This window comes from Cysteiniphilum sp. QT6929 (genome assembly GCF_030035755.1).
Lineage (GTDB): Bacteria > Pseudomonadota > Gammaproteobacteria > Francisellales > Francisellaceae > Caedibacter > Caedibacter litoralis.
Window position 1 is genome coordinate 209,065 of the sequence record NZ_CP103983.1, and the last position, 18,349, is coordinate 227,413.

General features: G+C 38.3%; 19 protein-coding genes and 1 riboswitch. Of the genes, 13 read left to right on the top strand and 6 right to left on the bottom strand.

The features are described 5' to 3' along the window. The first annotated feature begins 107 nt into the window (after positions 1 to 107). The 8 genes from dgt to NYP54_RS00900 all read left to right on the top strand — a co-directional run bounded on the left by dgt (position 108) and on the right by NYP54_RS00900 (position 8,376). A complete protein-coding gene (gene dgt / locus NYP54_RS00865; protein ID WP_283156751.1) occupies positions 108 to 1,484 on the top strand; it encodes a dGTP triphosphohydrolase in 1,377 nt (458 codons plus the stop codon). A gap of 13 nt (positions 1,485 to 1,497) precedes the next feature. After that, the gene (gene recF, locus NYP54_RS00870) at positions 1,498 to 2,595 is read left to right on the top strand and encodes a DNA replication/repair protein RecF (RefSeq protein ID WP_283156752.1); all 1,098 of its coding nucleotides are present in this window, start codon (positions 1,498 to 1,500) and stop codon (positions 2,593 to 2,595) included. Positions 2,596 to 2,687: 92 nt separating this feature from the next. After that, the gene (locus tag NYP54_RS00875) at positions 2,688 to 3,746 is read left to right on the top strand and encodes a HesA/MoeB/ThiF family protein (protein WP_283156753.1); all 1,059 of its coding nucleotides are present in this window, start codon (positions 2,688 to 2,690) and stop codon (positions 3,744 to 3,746) included. A gap of 41 nt (positions 3,747 to 3,787) precedes the next feature. Beyond that, entirely contained in the window at positions 3,788 to 4,732 is a 945-nt protein-coding gene (locus NYP54_RS00880) for a DnaJ C-terminal domain-containing protein (RefSeq protein WP_283156754.1), read from the top strand. 2 nt (positions 4,733 to 4,734) lie between these two features. Further along, on the top strand, positions 4,735 to 5,019 hold the full coding sequence (locus tag NYP54_RS00885; RefSeq protein ID WP_283156755.1) for a chaperone modulator CbpM: 285 nt from the start codon (positions 4,735 to 4,737) through the stop codon (positions 5,017 to 5,019). Between the two features lie 40 nt (positions 5,020 to 5,059). Next, a riboswitch (TPP riboswitch) is annotated at positions 5,060 to 5,156 on the top strand. A 25-nt stretch (positions 5,157 to 5,181) separates the two neighbouring features. Continuing rightward, the gene (locus tag NYP54_RS00890; RefSeq protein WP_283156756.1) at positions 5,182 to 5,859 is read left to right on the top strand and encodes a PQ-loop repeat-containing protein; all 678 of its coding nucleotides are present in this window, start codon (positions 5,182 to 5,184) and stop codon (positions 5,857 to 5,859) included. A gap of 95 nt (positions 5,860 to 5,954) precedes the next feature. Next, positions 5,955 to 7,097, top strand: coding sequence for a cation diffusion facilitator family transporter (locus tag NYP54_RS00895; RefSeq protein WP_283156757.1), 1,143 nt, complete (start codon positions 5,955 to 5,957; stop codon positions 7,095 to 7,097). Positions 7,098 to 7,209: 112 nt separating this feature from the next. Beyond that, entirely contained in the window at positions 7,210 to 8,376 is a 1,167-nt protein-coding gene (locus tag NYP54_RS00900; protein WP_283156758.1) for a cation:proton antiporter, read from the top strand. A 99-nt stretch (positions 8,377 to 8,475) separates the two neighbouring features. Here NYP54_RS00900 and feoB read toward each other — a convergent pair whose 3' ends face one another. The 3 genes from feoB to wrbA all read right to left on the bottom strand — a co-directional run bounded on the left by feoB (position 8,476) and on the right by wrbA (position 11,668). After that, on the bottom strand, positions 8,476 to 10,785 hold the full coding sequence (feoB, locus tag NYP54_RS00905) for a Fe(2+) transporter permease subunit FeoB (RefSeq protein WP_283156759.1): 2,310 nt from the start codon (positions 10,783 to 10,785) through the stop codon (positions 8,476 to 8,478). Next, positions 10,782 to 11,003 carry a FeoA domain-containing protein gene (locus NYP54_RS00910; protein WP_117001223.1) on the bottom strand — a complete coding sequence of 74 codons (222 nt, stop codon included), beginning with the start codon at positions 11,001 to 11,003 and terminating at the stop codon, positions 10,782 to 10,784. Before NYP54_RS00910 ends, feoB begins: the two co-directional genes overlap by 4 nt. Before the next feature lie 80 nt (positions 11,004 to 11,083). After that, positions 11,084 to 11,668: an NAD(P)H:quinone oxidoreductase gene (gene wrbA, locus NYP54_RS00915; protein WP_283156760.1), complete on the bottom strand. Its 585-nt coding sequence runs from the start codon at positions 11,666 to 11,668 to the stop codon at positions 11,084 to 11,086. A 13-nt stretch (positions 11,669 to 11,681) separates the two neighbouring features. Here wrbA and NYP54_RS00920 point away from each other — a divergent pair, with 13 nt between their 5' ends. Next, positions 11,682 to 12,869, top strand: a complete 1,188-nt coding sequence (locus tag NYP54_RS00920) for a YihY family inner membrane protein (protein ID WP_283156761.1) — start codon at positions 11,682 to 11,684, stop codon at positions 12,867 to 12,869. 14 nt (positions 12,870 to 12,883) lie between these two features. Here NYP54_RS00920 and nadS read toward each other — a convergent pair whose 3' ends face one another. Further along, a complete protein-coding gene (gene nadS / locus NYP54_RS00925; RefSeq protein WP_117001225.1) occupies positions 12,884 to 13,174 on the bottom strand; it encodes a NadS family protein in 291 nt (96 codons plus the stop codon). A gap of 3 nt (positions 13,175 to 13,177) precedes the next feature. Then, a complete protein-coding gene (locus tag NYP54_RS00930) occupies positions 13,178 to 13,501 on the bottom strand; it encodes a type II toxin-antitoxin system RelE/ParE family toxin (protein ID WP_283156762.1) in 324 nt (107 codons plus the stop codon). Positions 13,502 to 13,637: 136 nt separating this feature from the next. Here NYP54_RS00930 and NYP54_RS00935 point away from each other — a divergent pair, with 136 nt between their 5' ends. The 4 genes from NYP54_RS00935 (at position 13,638) to NYP54_RS00950 (ending at position 18,081) form a co-directional block, all read left to right on the top strand. Then, the gene (locus NYP54_RS00935) at positions 13,638 to 15,056 is read left to right on the top strand and encodes an exodeoxyribonuclease I (protein ID WP_283156763.1); all 1,419 of its coding nucleotides are present in this window, start codon (positions 13,638 to 13,640) and stop codon (positions 15,054 to 15,056) included. A 98-nt stretch (positions 15,057 to 15,154) separates the two neighbouring features. Beyond that, complete coding sequence (ampD, locus tag NYP54_RS00940) at positions 15,155 to 15,691, top strand: 1,6-anhydro-N-acetylmuramyl-L-alanine amidase AmpD (protein WP_283157498.1); 537 nt, start codon at positions 15,155 to 15,157, stop codon at positions 15,689 to 15,691. Between the two features lie 137 nt (positions 15,692 to 15,828). After that, positions 15,829 to 17,121 carry an MFS transporter gene (locus tag NYP54_RS00945; RefSeq protein WP_283156764.1) on the top strand — a complete coding sequence of 431 codons (1,293 nt, stop codon included), beginning with the start codon at positions 15,829 to 15,831 and terminating at the stop codon, positions 17,119 to 17,121. Positions 17,122 to 17,133: 12 nt separating this feature from the next. Beyond that, positions 17,134 to 18,081, top strand: coding sequence for an acetyl-CoA carboxylase carboxyltransferase subunit alpha (locus NYP54_RS00950; RefSeq protein WP_283156765.1), 948 nt, complete (start codon positions 17,134 to 17,136; stop codon positions 18,079 to 18,081). 18 nt (positions 18,082 to 18,099) lie between these two features. Here the strand turns inward: NYP54_RS00950 and NYP54_RS00955 are convergent, their stop codons facing one another. After that, positions 18,100 to 18,348: a hypothetical protein gene (locus tag NYP54_RS00955; protein WP_117001231.1), complete on the bottom strand. Its 249-nt coding sequence runs from the start codon at positions 18,346 to 18,348 to the stop codon at positions 18,100 to 18,102. Position 18,349: the final 1 nt, after the last annotated feature.

Below are 18,349 nucleotides of genomic sequence, written 5' to 3' on the forward strand. Positions count from 1 at the left end.
GTGAATACTACGCTTGACAGTGCAGGTAGCGCTGTGAAAAGCACAAGCAATCAGTTACACTGCTGTTGTTTTAGAAATTAAGTTAACAACAGGAAATATTGACAGTTATGTCAAGCAAGATAAAAAGATCACTTTATCAGGAAAAAGATTATTATCGTGGCGTGTATGAGTCACATCCAAAAGAGCACTTCTCCCCGTTTCGTCGTGATTATGCACGTGTCATTCACTCAGCATCTTTTAGACGCTTACAAGGCAAAACACAGATTTTTCCTTGTTCTGAGAGTGAATTTTTTAGAAATCGTTTAACGCATTCGCTGGAAGTGGCGCAAGTTGCCAAATCTATTGCAACAGGATTAAATTCACGCTTTGATTTGGATTTAGATACTGATTTAGTCGAAACAGCAGCATTGTGTCATGATATTGGGCATCCGCCTTTTGGGCATAATGGTGAGAAAGCATTACATGCTAAAATGCGTGAGTTTGGTGGCTTTGAAGGTAATGCACAAACGCTAAGATTATTGGCAAAAACAGAGAAAAAGGTTTTCAAAGGTGAGGGTCCGATTCACTCAGGTAAAGACAATCGCTTTGGCTTGAATTTAACCCATCGCACATTAGCAGCAACCCTTAAGTATGACAAAGAAATCCCCAGTTATATTATCAACTCAAGTGATCGACCAATAAAAGGCTATTATGCCAGCGAAAAAGCGATGGTTGAGAAGATTAAACAGCATGTGCTTTTTGGTTACCCTCTAGATGCTTTGCATGGGCGCAAGTTTAAAACGATAGAATGCTCAATTATGGACTTGGCAGATGATATTGCCTATTCGACCTATGATATTGAGGATGCGTTCAAGGGTGGTTTTTTAGATCCATTATCAATGGTTAATGCGGAAGAAAAAGTGCTTATAAAAGTGCAACAGCAGGCTGAGCTTGATGGGCTTCATTTATCAATTGCCGATATTAAAGCGATTTTAAAATCAATCTTTGAAGGGATTATTGATTTTGATGCTAAGTTTGACGATGTTTATCAGCAGGCAAAAAAGCTTGCTAACTCAAGTTATTTACGTACGAAATTCACCTCTAATCTTGTGCATTACTGTATTTCACACGTATCACTTAATTATGATGAAGTTTGTCCGGTGTTATCTTCGGTTTCTCTGGAATCAGACGTTTATAAGCAAGTAGAGGTGTTAAAGCTTTTTGTCTATTTTACGGTGATTAGCTCACCTAAGATGAATGTTGTGCGTTATCAAGGGCGTGAGATTATTTCGTCATTATTTGATATTTTGATTAACTCACAGATAGAAACATCCCTTTTGCCTGAAGATGTTGGTGAGATTTTTTATGCTTTTGATCCGGATGATCAGGTGAATCGCGCACGGGTGATTAGTGATTTTATTGCAAGCATGACGGATCGTTATGCAATTGAGCTACATAATCGTTTAACATCGTCATCTGTGCAAAGCATTTTTAAACCGGTTTAAGCTTTTCTCGTTTATGTATATTAGTGCACTTAATATCTTTCAATTTCGTAATTTAACCAATGCTTCATTAGCACTGCATCCACGTGTGAATATGATTTGTGGGCAAAATGGTAGTGGCAAAACCTCTATTTTAGAAGCGATTTATTTTTTATCGATGGGGCGCTCTTTTAGAAGCTCACAATTGGCTCGAATTATTGAACATGAAAAAGATAATTTTCAACTGTTTGCCAAATTTTATAGTGGCTATGAATTAAGTGACTCAAAAGAAAAAACGCTTGCCAGTATGCGTGATAAACACAGTAAAAGTATTGTGAAATTAAATGGCGAGGATGCTCAATCACAAGCGCAGTTAACACGTGCACTTCCTGTGCAATTGTTTAATCCAGAGAGTTTTAGTTTAATCAATAGTGGCGCGCAACAACGCTCAAAATTATTAGATTGGGGAGCCTTTTATCACAAACCTGAATTTTTAACGCTATGGCAGCAATCAAAGCGTTTGATTAAGCAGCGTAATGCGGCATTAAAGCAAGGTTATCCATTAAGCTATATCGAAATTCTAGATCAAGAGCTTGTTGCTAAATCAGAAAGTTTAGATGAAGCACGGCTTGAATACTTTGAGATTTTAATGCCTAAAGTCATGTCAATTCTTAAAGAGTTTAATGATGAGCTTTCCATTGATATGACTTATTATCGTGGTTGGTCACAAGATAAAAGCTTAAGAGAGGTATTGACATCAAGTTATGTCAGTGATTCAAAAACAGGGGTCACAAGTCATGGTGTGCATCGCGCGGATTTGCGCTTTAAAGTCAAAGGGCATCCAGCGCAAGATATTCTCTCACGCGGTCAGCAGAAGATTTTAATATCCGCGTTGAAGTTAGCCCAAGGTGAGATTTTTTCAAAAGAACACCAAACTGGTTGTATTTACCTTGTAGATGATTTGCATTCAGAGCTAGATCAAGCGCATTTACAAAAAGTGCTAAATAAGTTGATGCATATTAACGCACAAATCATTATGACGGCAATTAAACTCGAGCATTTACAAAGCTTATTAAACGATATTGAGTTTGCGCATTTTCAGTTAAAAGATAATGTTTGTGAAAAGTTGGATTAGCAAATAAATGCCAGTCTTTTGTTACTTATCTTCTATGCTATGGCATATAATTATTGCTAATAGAATATGTGACAAGATGTTAAAGAGGTCAAATGAATTACAAACGTTATCAACGTCATTTTCCGGTCATGGGGATAAAAGGGCAGCAAAAATTACAAAATGCGCGAGTTTGTATTATCGGTTGTGGTGGAATTGGCTCGCCAGTGTCGATGTATTTGGCTTCAGCAGGTGTCGGTACTCTTGGGCTTGTTGATTTTGATGTGGTTGAGTTATCTAATTTACAACGACAAATCTTATTTACTGAGAATGATTTAGGCGTTGCAAAGTCAACTGCTGCAGTAAAACATTTATCTCAAATTAATAGCGATATTGAGTTAATTGAACATAACGAGCGCTTAGATTTCAAGCGTGCTTGCGAGATTTTTGCGTCATATGATTTAATTATTGATGGTAGTGATAATTTTCAAACGCGTTATGCGGTAAATGATGCATGTTGCAAACTTGGCAAACCCTTTATTAGTGCTAGTGTGCTTAAATCGCAAGCTCAATTGAGTTTCTTTGATCCTACAAAGTCTTGTTATCGTTGTTTATATCCATCGCCACCACCGGCTCACTTAGTCCCAAATTGTTCAGAAGCAGGTGTATTAGGTGCCAGTGTCGGTGTGGTTGGCACGATGGCAGCGAATATGGTAGTGAATTTCTTTTTAGGTAAAGAGATTAAGCAACATTTAATGATATTTGATAGTGATGCATTAACTTGGCAAAATTATGGATTTAAACGCAATCCAAATTGCAAAGGCTGTGTCACCCATGATTTTGGTCTTGAGCAAAATAATAAAGCAACAATTGAAGTGCAAAAGGCATATCAGATTGATCCGGAGGCGCTGATTATCGATGTGCGCGAAGGGTGGGAGCTTGATATTGCTTCTTTAGATGTTAAAGTGGAGCATCTACCATTAGCACAAGTGCTGCAAGGTGTTACACCAGAAGGTGTGAGCAAGGCGCAAAAAATTATTGTGATTTGTAAATTAGGTATTAGAAGTCAAAAGGCTGCACAAAAGCTCATTGAGCTTGGCTTTGAAAACGTCTATAACTATGAAGGTGGTATTGCTCGTTACTTTGAAGAGCAGCAAAAAGAAATATGTTATTAGAGATTAAACAGAATAAAAATCACACAAAAGGAAGTTGATCTATGGAAAAAGACTACTATCAGCTGTTAGGGGTGGCAAAAACAGCTACTGATGCTGAGATTAAAAAAGCCTATCGACGTTTAGCTAAGAAGTATCACCCTGATGTCAGTACAGAGGCGAATGCTGAGGAAAAATTCAAAGAAGTGCAAGATGCTTATGAAGTGCTGAAAGACACTGAAAAACGTAAACTATATGATCAATATGGTGCCAATTGGCAACATGCCAAAGCCGACGGCTTTCATCAAGGTGGCAATACGCAGCAAGGACATAGCAATCGCCAGCAGCACTTTTATCAAGGTAGCGACTTTAGCGGTTATGAGGATATTTTTGGTGAGTTTTTCCGTCAACAGCATAGGGAGCGTCAAGGGCGTAAACAAGGTTTTGCAATGAACGGTCAGGACTTGCATACCAAGGTTGAAATTAGTGTAGCTGATGCCTTAACTGGTATAGAGCGTGAGCTACACTTTGCGTACCAAACGGTTAATGAAGAGGGTCGTATTGTTGAGAAAACAAAACGTTTAAAAGTGAAAATCCCTAAAGCCGTTGGCAATCATCAGCAAATTCGTTTAAAAGGTCAGGGCGAAGCCGGTGTCAGTGGTGGTTTAAGTGGTAATCTATATCTTGAGATTATTGTCCACTCTGATAAGCAATACAAAGTAGTTGGCAATGACATTTATAGCCATATTCCCATAGCACCTTGGGAGGCAGCATTGGGTGCAGAGATTAATGTGCCAACACCGCATGGTCAGATGAAACTTAAGGTGCCAGAGCATACTCAAAGTGGCAAGAAAATGCGTTTGAAAGGTAAGGGTTTGGCAGATGGCGATTTTTATGTGGTTTTAGATGTTATCCTGCCGCCTGCGGTATCAGAAGCACAAAAGGCTTTTTATCAAAATATGGCCACTGAGATGGCGTTTGATCCACGCAAAGACTTATTAGGAGCGTAAAAATGGCAGAGATGATTGTATCAGGAGACTATATTAGCATCATTGAGTTGTCAGAGATGCTGTGTGTACCACAAACCATTATTATTGAATGGATTGAGCATGATGTAGTGAGTGCAAAAATCCAAGCAGATAGTTATTATGTTGCAGCATATGATATTGCCCGAGCTAAATCAGCGATGCGTTTGATGCGCGATTTAGATGTTAACTCATCAGCTATTTCAATTATTTTAAGCTTAAGAGAAAAAATAAAAGAACTAGAGGCGGTCGTTTCTGTAAACATGCGCTAATTTCAGACTTGTTTAGCTAAAAAATACGTACTAAAATACCGCCGAACAACAGGGGTGCATTTTGCTGAGAAGGTTTTACCTAACCCTTTGTACCTGAACTAGTTAATCCTAGCGTAGGAAGTTGATAAAGTGCATTTCTGCATCTGCTTTTTCTGTCTTCCTATGCATATAAAAGAAAGCCAAGGGGGAGATCAAAGCGTGATCGGTCATATTAGCATTAACATATCATTTGTTATTTATTGCATTTATTTTTTGCCGCAGATAATTCATAACCAGTTCAAGCGTCAAGCTGGACATATTAGCCATGGTACGCATTTGTTGATGGTCGTTGCTAATGTTTTGGATCTGATATATGGATTTGGCTTTGATTTGCAGTGGCAATATCGCGTAGTTACGATATTGACTTTGACATGTTTGTTATTTCAGCAGTGGCAAATATATCGTGATAGCAAAAGTATAAATCAGCAAAAAAACAGACACGCTCAAAGTTATAATTTTCACATTTTATGCCTACTTGTTATCGCTGTAGGTATTGCTTTGGTAAGTTTGCATAATTTAAACAATGCAATGTTAGAAAATATCGGCTTTATTAGTATGTTTTGTTATGCCATTTATTGGTTGCCGCAAATTATTAAAAACATCAAAGAGAAAAATGCCACAGCATTTAGCTTGATTTTTCTGGTATTAAATGTGCTCGCACTTATCTGTGATGAAATATCGGCATTAAGCTTTGGTTGGCCGCTGCCGAGTATTATCAGCCCCATTGTGATTTTAAGCCTACTATTTATCATGGTTGGGCAATACTATTATTACTACCGCCTGAGAATGATTATTGATTAGTACTAAATTAGTGCTATATCAAGTATTTTTATATACAAATTAAGAAACTTCAGTATGCTAAGCACAAAATAAGCTTAAGTAGAGAGGTTGCAAATATGGCAGTTTCTGAAGTAGAGCGCTATCAAGCAAGTAAAAAAGTCACCATTGTGGGGATGTTTGTTAATACTGGATTAGCAGTGTTAAAAATGTTAATTGGTCTAGTCGGTGGCTCGCCTGCATTATTCGCCGATGGCGTGCATTCATTTTCGGATTTATTAAGTGATATTATGGTGCTTTTCGCAGCCAAACACGCCAACAAAGGTGCTGATAATAATCACCCGTATGGGCACGAACGCATTGAAACTTTAGCAACCGTTATCTTATCAATCATTTTGATTTTAGTGGCGTTACTCATCACTTATCATGCTTTATCTAATTGGTTTTCAGGTGATTTGATGATTCCTGATCAGTGGACCATTTATGCGGCTATTTTCTCGATTTTAGCTAATGAGGGGCTTTTCCGCTATACGATGGTTACTGCTAATCGCATTGATTCTGATCTCTTACGTGCCAATGCTTGGCATAGTCGATCAGATATGTGGTCGTCTGTTGTCGTACTTGTTGGCTTAATCGGTAGCATGCTAGGCTTAATGTGGATGGATGCATTAGCAGCCATTATCGTATCTATTATGATTGGCAAGATGGGTGTTAAATGGTGTTATAGAGCATTGTCTGAATTAGTAGATACTGGTGTTGATGATGTATTATTGCATCAAATTGAAGAAACTATTAAAAAAATTGATGGTGTTAAACACTATCATTGTTTGCGCACACGCAAAATGGCAGGACAAGTGGTACTTGATGTGCATATTTTGGTTGATTCGCATATCACCGCCTCGGAAGGGCACTATATTGCCGAGCATGTTCGAGGTGCACTTAGCTTATCAGTTGAAAATATCAAAGATATCACGGTACATGTTGATGTTGCTGAGCACCCTGAGCAGGTGGTCAACCCCAAAGATATGCCACCAGCGCGTAAAGAGATTTTGCAACAATTAGCAAGCTACATTAACAAAAAGCATCAAAACGTCGATTTATGTCAAATTGAGATGTTTGTTTATTACTATCCTAAACGGATTGAGCTATACTTACTGGCGCCGGCTAAGGAGCTGGAAATATTGCAGCTAATTGATGTGGAGCGCTTCCAGATCGATGGTATTGGATCAACTAATGTGAAGCTGTTTGGTAATAGTAAATAATAGGGATAAATGCATGCATTAAAATGTGTGAATCATTGACGCAATATCAATCGCTATTTTTTGTTTATCAGGCTGCTCAATATAACGAGTAAAAAATAAGGATGATGTAGATATGCATAGCTTGGTATTTGTGTTTTTTTTAGTGTTTTTTGGCGCGTCAGTCTTTGCGACTTTAGCACTTTATACACGACAAGCTATTATCGTTGCTTACATTGCACTGGGTGTTATTGTTGGTCCGCATTGCTTAGGGTTTATTGCCGATACTACAACCGTACATGAGATCTCAGATATCGGTATTATGTTTTTGTTGTTCTTGTTAGGTCTTAATTTAGAAATCAAAAGCATGATCAAAATGCTCGGTAAAGCGATGTTTGTTTGTATTACAAGTAGTGTGGTATTTATTGCAGCTACCGTGTTGATTTGCCACTTCTTTGGTATTGGTGCACAAGGTTTTATTATCGGTGCAGCATTGATCTTCTCAAGTACAATCATCTGTTTAAAGTTGCTACCAACGACTGCATTGCACCATAAACGCATTGGTGAGTTGGTGATTGCTATTCTTTTAATTCAAGATTTAATTGCGATTTTAATGCTTACCTTTATCAGCTTATGGTCATCACAAACCGACAGTTTCCATTTGTTTTCATTAATTAAACTACTATTAGCATTACCGGTTTTAGGCGGTGTGGGCTTTTTGGCGCAACGTTATTTTTTATTTAAACTCTTTAGAAAGTTCAGCCGCTTTCAAGAGTATATATTTCTATTATCTATTGGCTGGTGTCTTGGTATGGCGCAATTAGCAATGGTTTTTGGTCTATCCAATGAGATTGGTGCGTTTATTGCGGGTGTCACTGTCGCAAGCTCACCGATTGCTAAATATATTTATGAAAACTTAAAGCCACTGCGTGATTTCTTTTTGATATTGTTTTTCTTCTCCGTTGGTGCAGGCTTTCAAATCGCGCTATTGCCTTCGGTATGGGGTGTTGTATTAGCATTAACTATTTTAATCTTGATACTTAAGCCTATCGTTCATTTTGTCACCTTGTGGTTAGTGCGTGAAACACCAAAAGAATCTTTTGAGATTGGTATGCGCTTGGGGCAGGGTAGTGAGTTCTCATTGATGTTGATTGCATTAGCGAATACCGCAGGCATCGCTACGGCAAGCTCTGAAATTATCGTTGAAGCAGTCGCTATTCTAAGCTTTATTTTATCGTCGTATATTATTGTGTTGAGTTATCCAAGTCCGATTGCTGTTTCAGATCGTTTAAGAAGAGATTGATGCGATTCGATCTAAAGTTCACCCTTCGACCCGGCTCAGGGTACGGTTTACAATTAACGCTGGCTGAACATCGGTCGAAGGCATAGTCTAATTTGTTATTTAGTGACAGCCAGACTCTTTGCTGTTAACCGTCACCGCACATCCTTTGCTACAGCCTTTGTTTAACTCAAGCTCAAACCGGAATTTCTGTGAGAAGTATTTCATCGCAAGTAACAATAGAATCATATAAATAATGACTCCAATAATCCAACTCAGTGCATGAAGCGGCGTACTTGCTAGTTGTGCTAATTGATAGACAATAACCGCAGCAACATAGGCAATTGAGGTGCTCCAAATCACAGATAGCCATGCCCAACCACGTGTTGCCTCACGTGCCATTGCACCAATGACTGAAGCACAAGGAACATATAAAAGGACAAACAGCATATAAGCAAATGCTGCAGCTAGTGAACCAAAGGCAACAACCATCGAACCCATTGCGGTTTTATCCATGTTGGCATCTGCTTCATTTGCGGCAAATGGATTGATAAATGCGCTTAAACTCATGTTTTTGAAGCCATCAACGGTATCATGCCAAGAAGCGGCAATACCACCCCAAAAATCAAACTTCTCGCTTGCAGCATCGGCTAAACTTTGTGGTTTTTCTTGCGTATAAAGTGTATTTAAAGTCCCAACAACAACCTCTTTGGCTAGCGTACCAGTCAAAAGACCAACGGTTGCCTGCCAGTTATCTTCAGTAACCCCCATCGGTTTTAACACGGGGGTAATCGCGCGTCCAGTTTGTGCAAGAATTGAGTCAGGTGAGCCACCGGCAACGACAACACCATTGGTTTGGATACTATTTAAAGTACCAACTAAAACACAAATCGGGACAATGACTTTACCTGCTCTAAAAATAAAACGCTTTAAACGGTTCCAACTATTTAAGCCGATCGTTTTAAAGTTAGGTAGGTGATAAACAGGTAACTCCATGACAAACGGCGCACTTTTACCGGTTAATAACGCAAACTTCACGACATATCCAGTAATAATGGCACCTAAAATACCCGCGATATATAAACTAAACACGATCAACGCACTGTTTTGCGGGAAGAATGCCGCAGCAAATACCGCAAAGATTGCTAAACGTGCGCCACAAGACATAAATGGTGCCATCATGATGGTCATTAAGCGATCGCGTCGAGTTTCCAATGTTCTTGTTGCCATGACCGATGGCACATTACAACCAAAGCCAACAATTAGCGGCACAAAGGCCTTGCCAGGCAGTCCAATCGCTTGCATAAAACGATCCATGACATATGCTGCACGTGCCATATAGCCTGAGTCTTCCAAAAAGGATAAGAATAAAAACATGCAGCCAATTTGAGGGATAAAGGTCAAAACGGTATTAATACCTAAACCAACACCTTGTGCAATGACAGCAACAAGCCACAGTGGCAAGCCAAGGTAAACACCTAAATGTGTCATGCCTTCAACAAATATGACACTTGATGTATTATCAAATAGTGGTTGCAGTGCACCACCAATGGTAATCGAGAATTCAAACATTAAATACATGACAAATAAAAATACCGGAATACCTAAGTATTTATTCATGCATAACTTATCGATCATTTCAGTTGCTTTATGCTGTGAAACCTGTTGTGTTTGTGTACTTTTATTAACGATATCTGCAATAGCTTGGTAACGCGAGCTTGATAGCGTGATATCAGCTGTGTGATCAAGTTTTAGCTCAAGCTTTAATGCTTGTAAGCGATTAAAATCAGTTGATGAAAGCAATTGCTTAAGTAGATAGTTATCTTCAGCAATTGAAGTACTTAACCATAAACTAGGATATTGATAATTAGCCTCAGTGATTTGGGTCGTGAGCTTGTTAATTGTCTCTGGATAGTAGTGACTTAAATCATAACTTGAGGTGCTTTGAGGTTTGAATAATGCAGTCTTTAATTCGCTAATGCCTACTTTTTTGCGCCCAATAACAGGGATAACCGTGCAGCCGAGCGTCTGTTCAAGTTTATGATAATCAATAACAATACCTTTTTTGCTGGCAACATCGATCATGTTAATAACGAGAATCAATGGAATACCTGTTTCCATTAATTGTGTGGTCAGATATAAATTGCGCTCAAGATTTGAAGCATCAATGACATTAATAATTGCATCAGGCTTATCTTCAACAATAAAGCGGGCAGCAATTTGCTCGTCAATAGATGATTCATCACTGGCGGTTAAGGTATAAATTCCCGGTAAATCAACAATTTCTATGCGTTGGTTATTGAAATCAACTTTGCCAACTTTCTTATCAACGGTCACACCACTCCAGTTGCCAACCTTTTGTTTAAGACCGGTTAATGCATTAAAAAGCGTTGTCTTACCACAGTTTGGATTGCCAATAATTGCATATTTCATAAGGCTTGTACCTGCATGTAAAGAATTTCTGATTTGCGCAACGACACAGAGAAGTTTTTAATCGAAATATGATAGGGATTACCAAAAAGTGCTTTCTTAGCAATATAAAAAGTCTCTCCGGGAATAAAGCCTAATGACAACAGTTTCTGCATATAGTTGCGTGGACAATTATCATTAAACCCAAGGATTTTATAATTTTGTTTCGTTTTGATATTCATAAGGGGGTAAGTATATCAATCAATGGGTGCTTGATTATAAACAGGCGTTTTCTTTAAGTCAATCTAATTGAGAAGGGTTATCATTTTTGTTTGGCGATTTCAGCAATCCTTTTACCTAAAGCTTTTGCTAAGATAATCTCATCTTGAGACAGTGGTTTATCGGAATTAATACCATTGTAATGACTTAAGCCATAGGGCGTGCCACCGGTTTGTGTATTTTGTAACGAAGGCTCACTATAGGGAATACCAACAATCATTGCGCCATGGTGTAAAAGTGGCAGCATCATTGAAAGTAAGGTAGTTTCCTGACCGCCGTGCAAGCTTGCTGTAGAGGTGAAAACAGCTGCAGGTTTATTGATTAATGCGCCTTTAAACCATAAATCACTGGTGGTATCGATAAAGTATTTAAGCGGTGCCGCCATATTACCAAAGCGCGTAGGGCTGCCAATAATAATGCCTGAGCAGTTTACAAGATCTTCTTTGGTTACGTAAATCGCACCACTATCAGGAATGTCACTTTCAGTTTTTTCGCAATTTGCTGATATGTTTGGCACGGTTCTAAGCTTTGCTTCTAAGCCACCAAGTTCAACACCTTGCGCAATTTTTTCCGCCATTGCTTTTGTTGAACCGCCTTGACTATAATAAAGGACTAAGATGTTTTGCATAAAAAGGATCCTTATGACTAAGTTAATACAAAGCTATAGTAAGCGATTTAGCCACTTCTGGGTATCGGTGTTTAGGGAATATTTGCAACAAAACTGTTTAACCAAGGCATCCAGTTTGGCTTTGACAAGTCTTTTTGCCTTGGTACCACTTCTTATGGTGTCAATTTCAATTTTAAGCATGTTGCCTGCGTTTAAAAGTATTCAAGGCGATTTTCAACAATTTATTTTGCACAATATGCTGCCAAGCTCAGGCGAGGCTGTAAATGAGTATTTAAAACTCTTTATGAAAAATCGTGCGGGATTGCCGATTACTGCGGTTGTTGTACTTTTTTTCATCAGTATTATGATGATGCGTTCGCTTGAAAAAGTACTCAATGATATCTGGCAAGTTAAAAAAGAGCGCCCCTTATCACAGGCATTTTTATTGTATTGGGCAGTGTTGAGCTTGGGACCTTTGCTTGTTGGGGCAAGTTTGGGCTTAAGCTCTTACTTATTATCATGGCATTGGTTAAATGATGGATTTAGCCAATTGATAAGCTTTCTGCAAGTTTTACCTTTTGTTTTTAACCTTATTGCTTTTACCTTTATCTATCAAGTTGTGCCATATACGCGTGTTAAATTCAAGCATGCGCTCTTGGGGGGCTTGATGATGGCAGTTGTGTTTGATTTGGCAAAAAAAGTATTTGCATGGTATGCGCTAAACCTGCCAACCTATGAGATGCTTTATGGTACATTAGCAATTATTCCATTATTTATTTTATGGATTGCGATCTCATGGCAGTTGTTCTTGCTAGGCGCTATCGTTGTGCGCATGTTAAGTTTGCCGCCAGCGTTACGCGTGAAGCAAAAAACACCGCAATTTAGCTTAACCATTGATGTGTTGCGTCTTTTGCATATCAAGCAAAAAAGCAAATGTGCGATTGATAAAGAGGCATGTGCTAAAGAGTTGTCACATATTGATTTAAAGCTATTAGATGCTGTTTTGAGCGCATTAATCAAATTTCAATATATCAGTATTACGCAAGAGCAAAAATATGTCTTAAGTTGTGATTTATCACAAGAAAAGTTAAGTGATTTTTATCAAAATATGCATAGCTTTTTATCACTTAAAGATGATCGCAATAAGGCGTTAAATGGCTTAAGAAAAACAATACATCAACAAATGGACAAGCCTTTAATTGATTTTATTTCAGCATGTTAAATGACTTGTAATTGTTAGTTATCAAAGTGCAATGCATTTAACACAGCTTTTGGATTGTTGGCAATTACCTTCAGTAATACTAAGGTTGCGCCGGAGGGTTTTTTTCGCTTTTGCTCCCAGTTCTGTATTGATTTTAAGTTTAAACAAAACTTTGCTGCAAAATCATGCTGAGACATATGTAGCGATTCACGAATATTTTTAACATCAATATCATCAAAACTGTGTTGTTTTGCATTCTCAACAAGTCCTTTTTGATGATAAATAGCCTCTTGTAATCCTTGTTTTATTTCTTGAAATGCACTCATTTTTTACCTCTTTTTAAGTAGCTCAACCATAATGGCTAAATCGTTTCTTTCAGCTTTATTTAAGTTTGCCTTCTCACTCTTTTTGAACATGGCAATTAAATACAGTGGCATAGTTTCATTGTAATAATAGTAAATAACGCGTACGCCACCACTTTTACCACTGTTTTCAGTTGCCCACCTTAGTTTGCGAACGCCTCCAGTTCCTTCCATAATTACACCAGCTTCAGGGTAAACTGCCAAGTAGTCTACAAGTGCTTTTTGATTATCCGCTGTAAGACATGTGCTTGCTTTTTTTATGTAGCTTGGAAGTTCAACTATTGTAATCATTAGAAGATTCGCTATGTTTTTATGAAACCAAGTTTATACGCCTAGGGCGTATTCGTCAAGTTGTAAGCTATGATTACTGACATTCAATAGCAAAGGGGTTACACTGTGGCAATTGATGGTAAGGAGTGAAAACTTCATGGCAAAAACTTTTCTTTTTTATGATTTGGAAACAACCGGAATCAATAAATGTTTTGATCAAATCATTCAATTTGCAGCAGTGCGTACCGATGAGGCGCTCAATGAAATTGAGCGTTATGAGTTTTTAATCAAATTAAATCCAGATACGATTCCCAATCCTGAGGCCTCGATCACCCATCATATCTCGATTGAACAAGCTAATACTGGGCTTTTTGAGTATGAAGCGATTAAAAAAATCTATGCATTGTTCAATACGCCGGAAACAGTGAGCTTAGGCTATAACACGTTAAGTTTTGATGATGAGTTTTTGCGCTTTGCTTTTTTTAAAAATCTTTTTCCAGCATATGATCATCAATATAAAAATAATTGCTCACGCATGGATTTATATCCGATGGTTGCTTCCTTTTATTTATTTGCCAATGAGGTACTTAGCTGGCCTATTAATGATGAGAATAAGGTGTCGTTGAAACTCGAAGATATCAATGCGCAAAATGGTCTTTATAGTGAAGGGCGCGCACATGATGCATTAACCGATGTATTGGTTACTTTGGAATTGGCACGTAAATTAAGATCACACCAACCGAAGATGTGGGATTATTTAACTGCACGCTTTAATAAAACTGAAGATCAAAAGGTTTTGTCGCAATTGGATATTGGTCTAGATATTAATGGTGAGGATTACCAGCAAGCTTTGATGATCTCAGGACGCTTTGGCTATAATGAACGTTTTATGTTGCCAGTACTTAATTTGGGGCAGCATTGGCATTATAAAAATCAGTGGTGTTTTTTACGTCTCGATTATGCTGAACTTACCGAAGTAAATTTGGAAAATTTATCAGAGCATTTCTTAACGGTGAATAAGAAATGGGGTGATCTGCCGTTGGTGTTACCTGCGAAAAATCGCTTTCTAGCGCATTTATCACCAGAGCGTATCGCATTGATTAAACGCAATAAAGAATTCTTAATTCAAAATCCAAGCTTATTTGTAGATATTAAAGAATCAGCTTTGGATTTTAAATATCCAGAGGTCGAGCATGTTGATGTTGATGCTTCACTTTATACGGCAGGATTTATGAATTATGCTGAGCAGGCTTTGTGTGAGCATTTTCATCAAAAAGCAGTTGGTGACAAGGTTAAACTAATGCGTGAGATGAACCGTGGGCTATATGAGCGTGCATTGCGTGTTATCGGTAGAATGGCGCCAGATAAGCTAACTCCTGAAATGCAAGGTGAATTTCAGGAGTATTTAGAGAAAATTGCGGGCTTTGACCCTCAAAATATGCCTGTTGACTTTAAAGGCGGGCGTAAAGTCTCAATCCCTGAAGTTTATGAGCGTATCCAGAAACTGCGTGAAGGCGAACTTACTGAAGAGCAATTGTACTTACTTGATGAGTTAGAAGCATATTTGTCTTTGTAAAAAAAAAGGCAAAAATATAATAACCGTATGCATTTGGAATGTAGGGGCGTATTGCATACGCCCAATTTTGAAAAGGTAAGGTAATAAAGATGTTACAATTGGATAGCGCTGGCTGGCTAAATAAAGCCAAGATTATAAAATCACCCAATTATAATGCGCGTCCAGATGATGCAAATGTTGATTTGTTGGTGATTCATTGTATTTCATTGCCAGAAGGGCAGTATGATAATCATTATGTTGAATCACTTTTTTTAAATAATTTGGATTGTAACCTAGATCCAAGCTTTAAAGATCTTATAAACCTTAAGGTCTCAAGTCATTTTTATATTACAAGACAGGGTGAGATTATCCAGTTTGTTGCAACTGAAGATCGCGCTTGGCATGCCGGTGTGAGTTCTTATAAAGGTAAAAACAATTGCAATGATTTCTCGATTGGCATTGAGCTACAAGGCACCGATAAAACAGCTTTTACTAAAGCGCAATACACAAACTTAATTGAGCTTACAAAAGCCCTTATCAAAAGATATCCTGCAATTAAAGGTAATATTGTTGGACACAGTGATATTGCGCCAACGCGCAAAACAGATCCAGGCAGAGAATTTAACTGGGAGTATTTCTTAAGCAATGTAGATTAAGGTCGCGATCTTAAGAAATGTAGCCTGTGAATATAATCCAGACATAAACAGAATCGTGATTAAAATTTTACTGTAAAAAAATTATTTTTTTGTTATATTTGTCGCCCTTGAAAATACAGTTCGCAACTCGGAGTGTTATGACTTCCACTACGTATCAGGAAAAACTAGCTCAAATGCCATTGGCAAAATCTTGGGCAGTCGTAATTTTAATTTCATTTTTCTTTTTCTTTGAATTTGGCTTAGGTAATGCTTTTAATACATTAACACCTGCCATTTTAAATGCTTATCCAGATTTAACACCGGTGAGTGTGAGCTTTATTGCCAGTTTGTATTTTTATACAAATATCATTTGTTTAATTCCTGCAGCATATATCTTAGATAGATTCTCGCCGCGTTTAGCGATATCAATAGCGTTATTAGTCTGTGCATTGAGTATTTTTGCAATGACTATGACAACAAGTGTTTATGTGATGGGTGTTTCCCGTTTATTTATGGGGATGGGTGCGAGTTTTAGTCTTATTGGTTGTATTCGCATTGCAACAAACTGGTTCCCAGCAAATCGTTTAGGTTTTGTTATTGGCATTATTATCGCCATTGGCATGTTGGGTGGCTATGCCGCGCAAGCTCCTGTTGGTTATTTGCTTGATGCATTTGGCTTAGAGCATACGCTACATGTCATTAGCTTGTTTGGCTTGGTTTTAGCGGCACTTATTTTTATTGTTGTGCGTAATGCACCAAAAGCATTAACAGAAGCGCGCACGATGCAGACTAAAGCGTTGCGATCAGAGTCTATTTTGGCGACATTGAAGCTCGTGTTATCCAAGCCACAAAACTGGTGCGCGGGTATTTATGTTGGCTTGATCAATATTGGTACATGGATGTTAGGCGGTATGTGGTCAAATGAATATTTGATGAAAACTCATGGTGTTAGCATGTTGGAAGCACGTTCTATCACCGGCTATATCTTTTTAGGCATGATCTTTGCTTATCCATTTTGGGGTTGGTTGACTGAGCGTATGCGTCGCCGTAAACAACCTTTAATTCTAGGTGGTGTTACATCGGTTATCATCATTGCCATTATTATGTTTTGTACGGTGAGTGTCGCGCAATTATCAGTACTATTTTTCTTATTAGGGTTTGTCACCAGTGCGCAAACCGTTGCTTATCCATTTGTGGGTGAAACCAACCCGATGAAAAATAATGCCATTGCAACAAGTATCGTATCTATGAACTCATTATTATGGGGTGGCGTGATCGCGATGCCATTATTTGGCGTGATGACAACATGGTTTAATCACAGCAAAGGTTTGGATGATATGGCAGCACCTGGGCTTGATTTTGGCATGGGGATTTTGCTAATTGGCTTTATCATTAGTATTATATTTGCTTTATTTATTAAAGAGACGTATTGTAAGCGTCAAGTGGACTAAGTAAGGGAAAATATGCAATTTCTTGAATTTGAAAAACCAATTGCCGAATTAGAAGCAAAGATTGAAGCGCTGGCTAAGTCAAACGCGCATAGTGAAGATGTTCAACAGGAAATCGAGAAGTTACAGGGTAAAACGACCGATTTAATGAAGAAGATTTATAATTCATTAAGCGATTGGCAGATAATTCAATTAGCGCGTCATCCTGAGCGTCCGTATTTTTTAGATTTGCTTAATAAGATTTTTACTGACTTTCAAGAATTGCATGGTGATCGCGCGTTTGCTGATGATAAGGCAGTTGTTGGTGGTTTGGCTAAATTAGGCGATCAAGCAGTGATGGTGATTGGTCAGGAAAAGGGGCGCAAAACAAAAGATAAACTGCGTCATAACTTTGGCATGATGCATCCAGAAGGATATCGTAAAGCATTACGATTAATGAAGCTTGCTGAAAAATTTAATGTGCCTGTTATTACATTTATTGATACACCAGGTGCTTATCCTGGTGTTAAAGCCGAAGAGCGCGGACAAAGTGAGGCGATTGCGCGCAATTTGCTTGAGATGTCTAAGCTAAATGTCCCTGTGATTTGTGTCGTTATTGGTGAAGGTTGCTCAGGTGGCGCATTGGGCATTGGGGTAGGTGATAAGCTCGTAATGCTCGAGTACAGCTATTTTGCCACAATTTCACCAGAGGGATGTGCTTCAATCTTATGGAAGACAGCCGAGAAAGCTGCCGATGCCGCTGAGATTATGGGTATTACTGCTAAGCGTTTGAAAGAGCATGATATTGTAGATGAAGTCATCAAAGAACCTTTAGGTGGCGCGCATCGCAATATTACTGAAGCTGCAAAAGAAATTAAACTGACATTGCAGCGTTTGTTAGGTGATTTAAGTACTTTATCTAATGAGGATCGCTTGGCAAAACGCTATGACAAATTAATGTCTTTTGGTGCATTTGAGGGGTAATATTTTAAAGGGTAGCCATTAAGAATGCCCAAACCATTTCTTCAATTTATCTTCTGCTTTTAACACATGTTTCTCTAGTCTTGGAAAGCGATGTAATAGTTTGTGAAGCCATCTTCGTACGGGTGGGACAAGCCATGAAAGCACGATCACTCCAGCGAAAAAGAATATAAATCCCGGAATGATCGGCAAAATTGCACCAAGTAATGCCAATGCAAATAGAATAATGACAATGACGATGAGTAAAGTCTTTTTAAAGATAACGCGCATG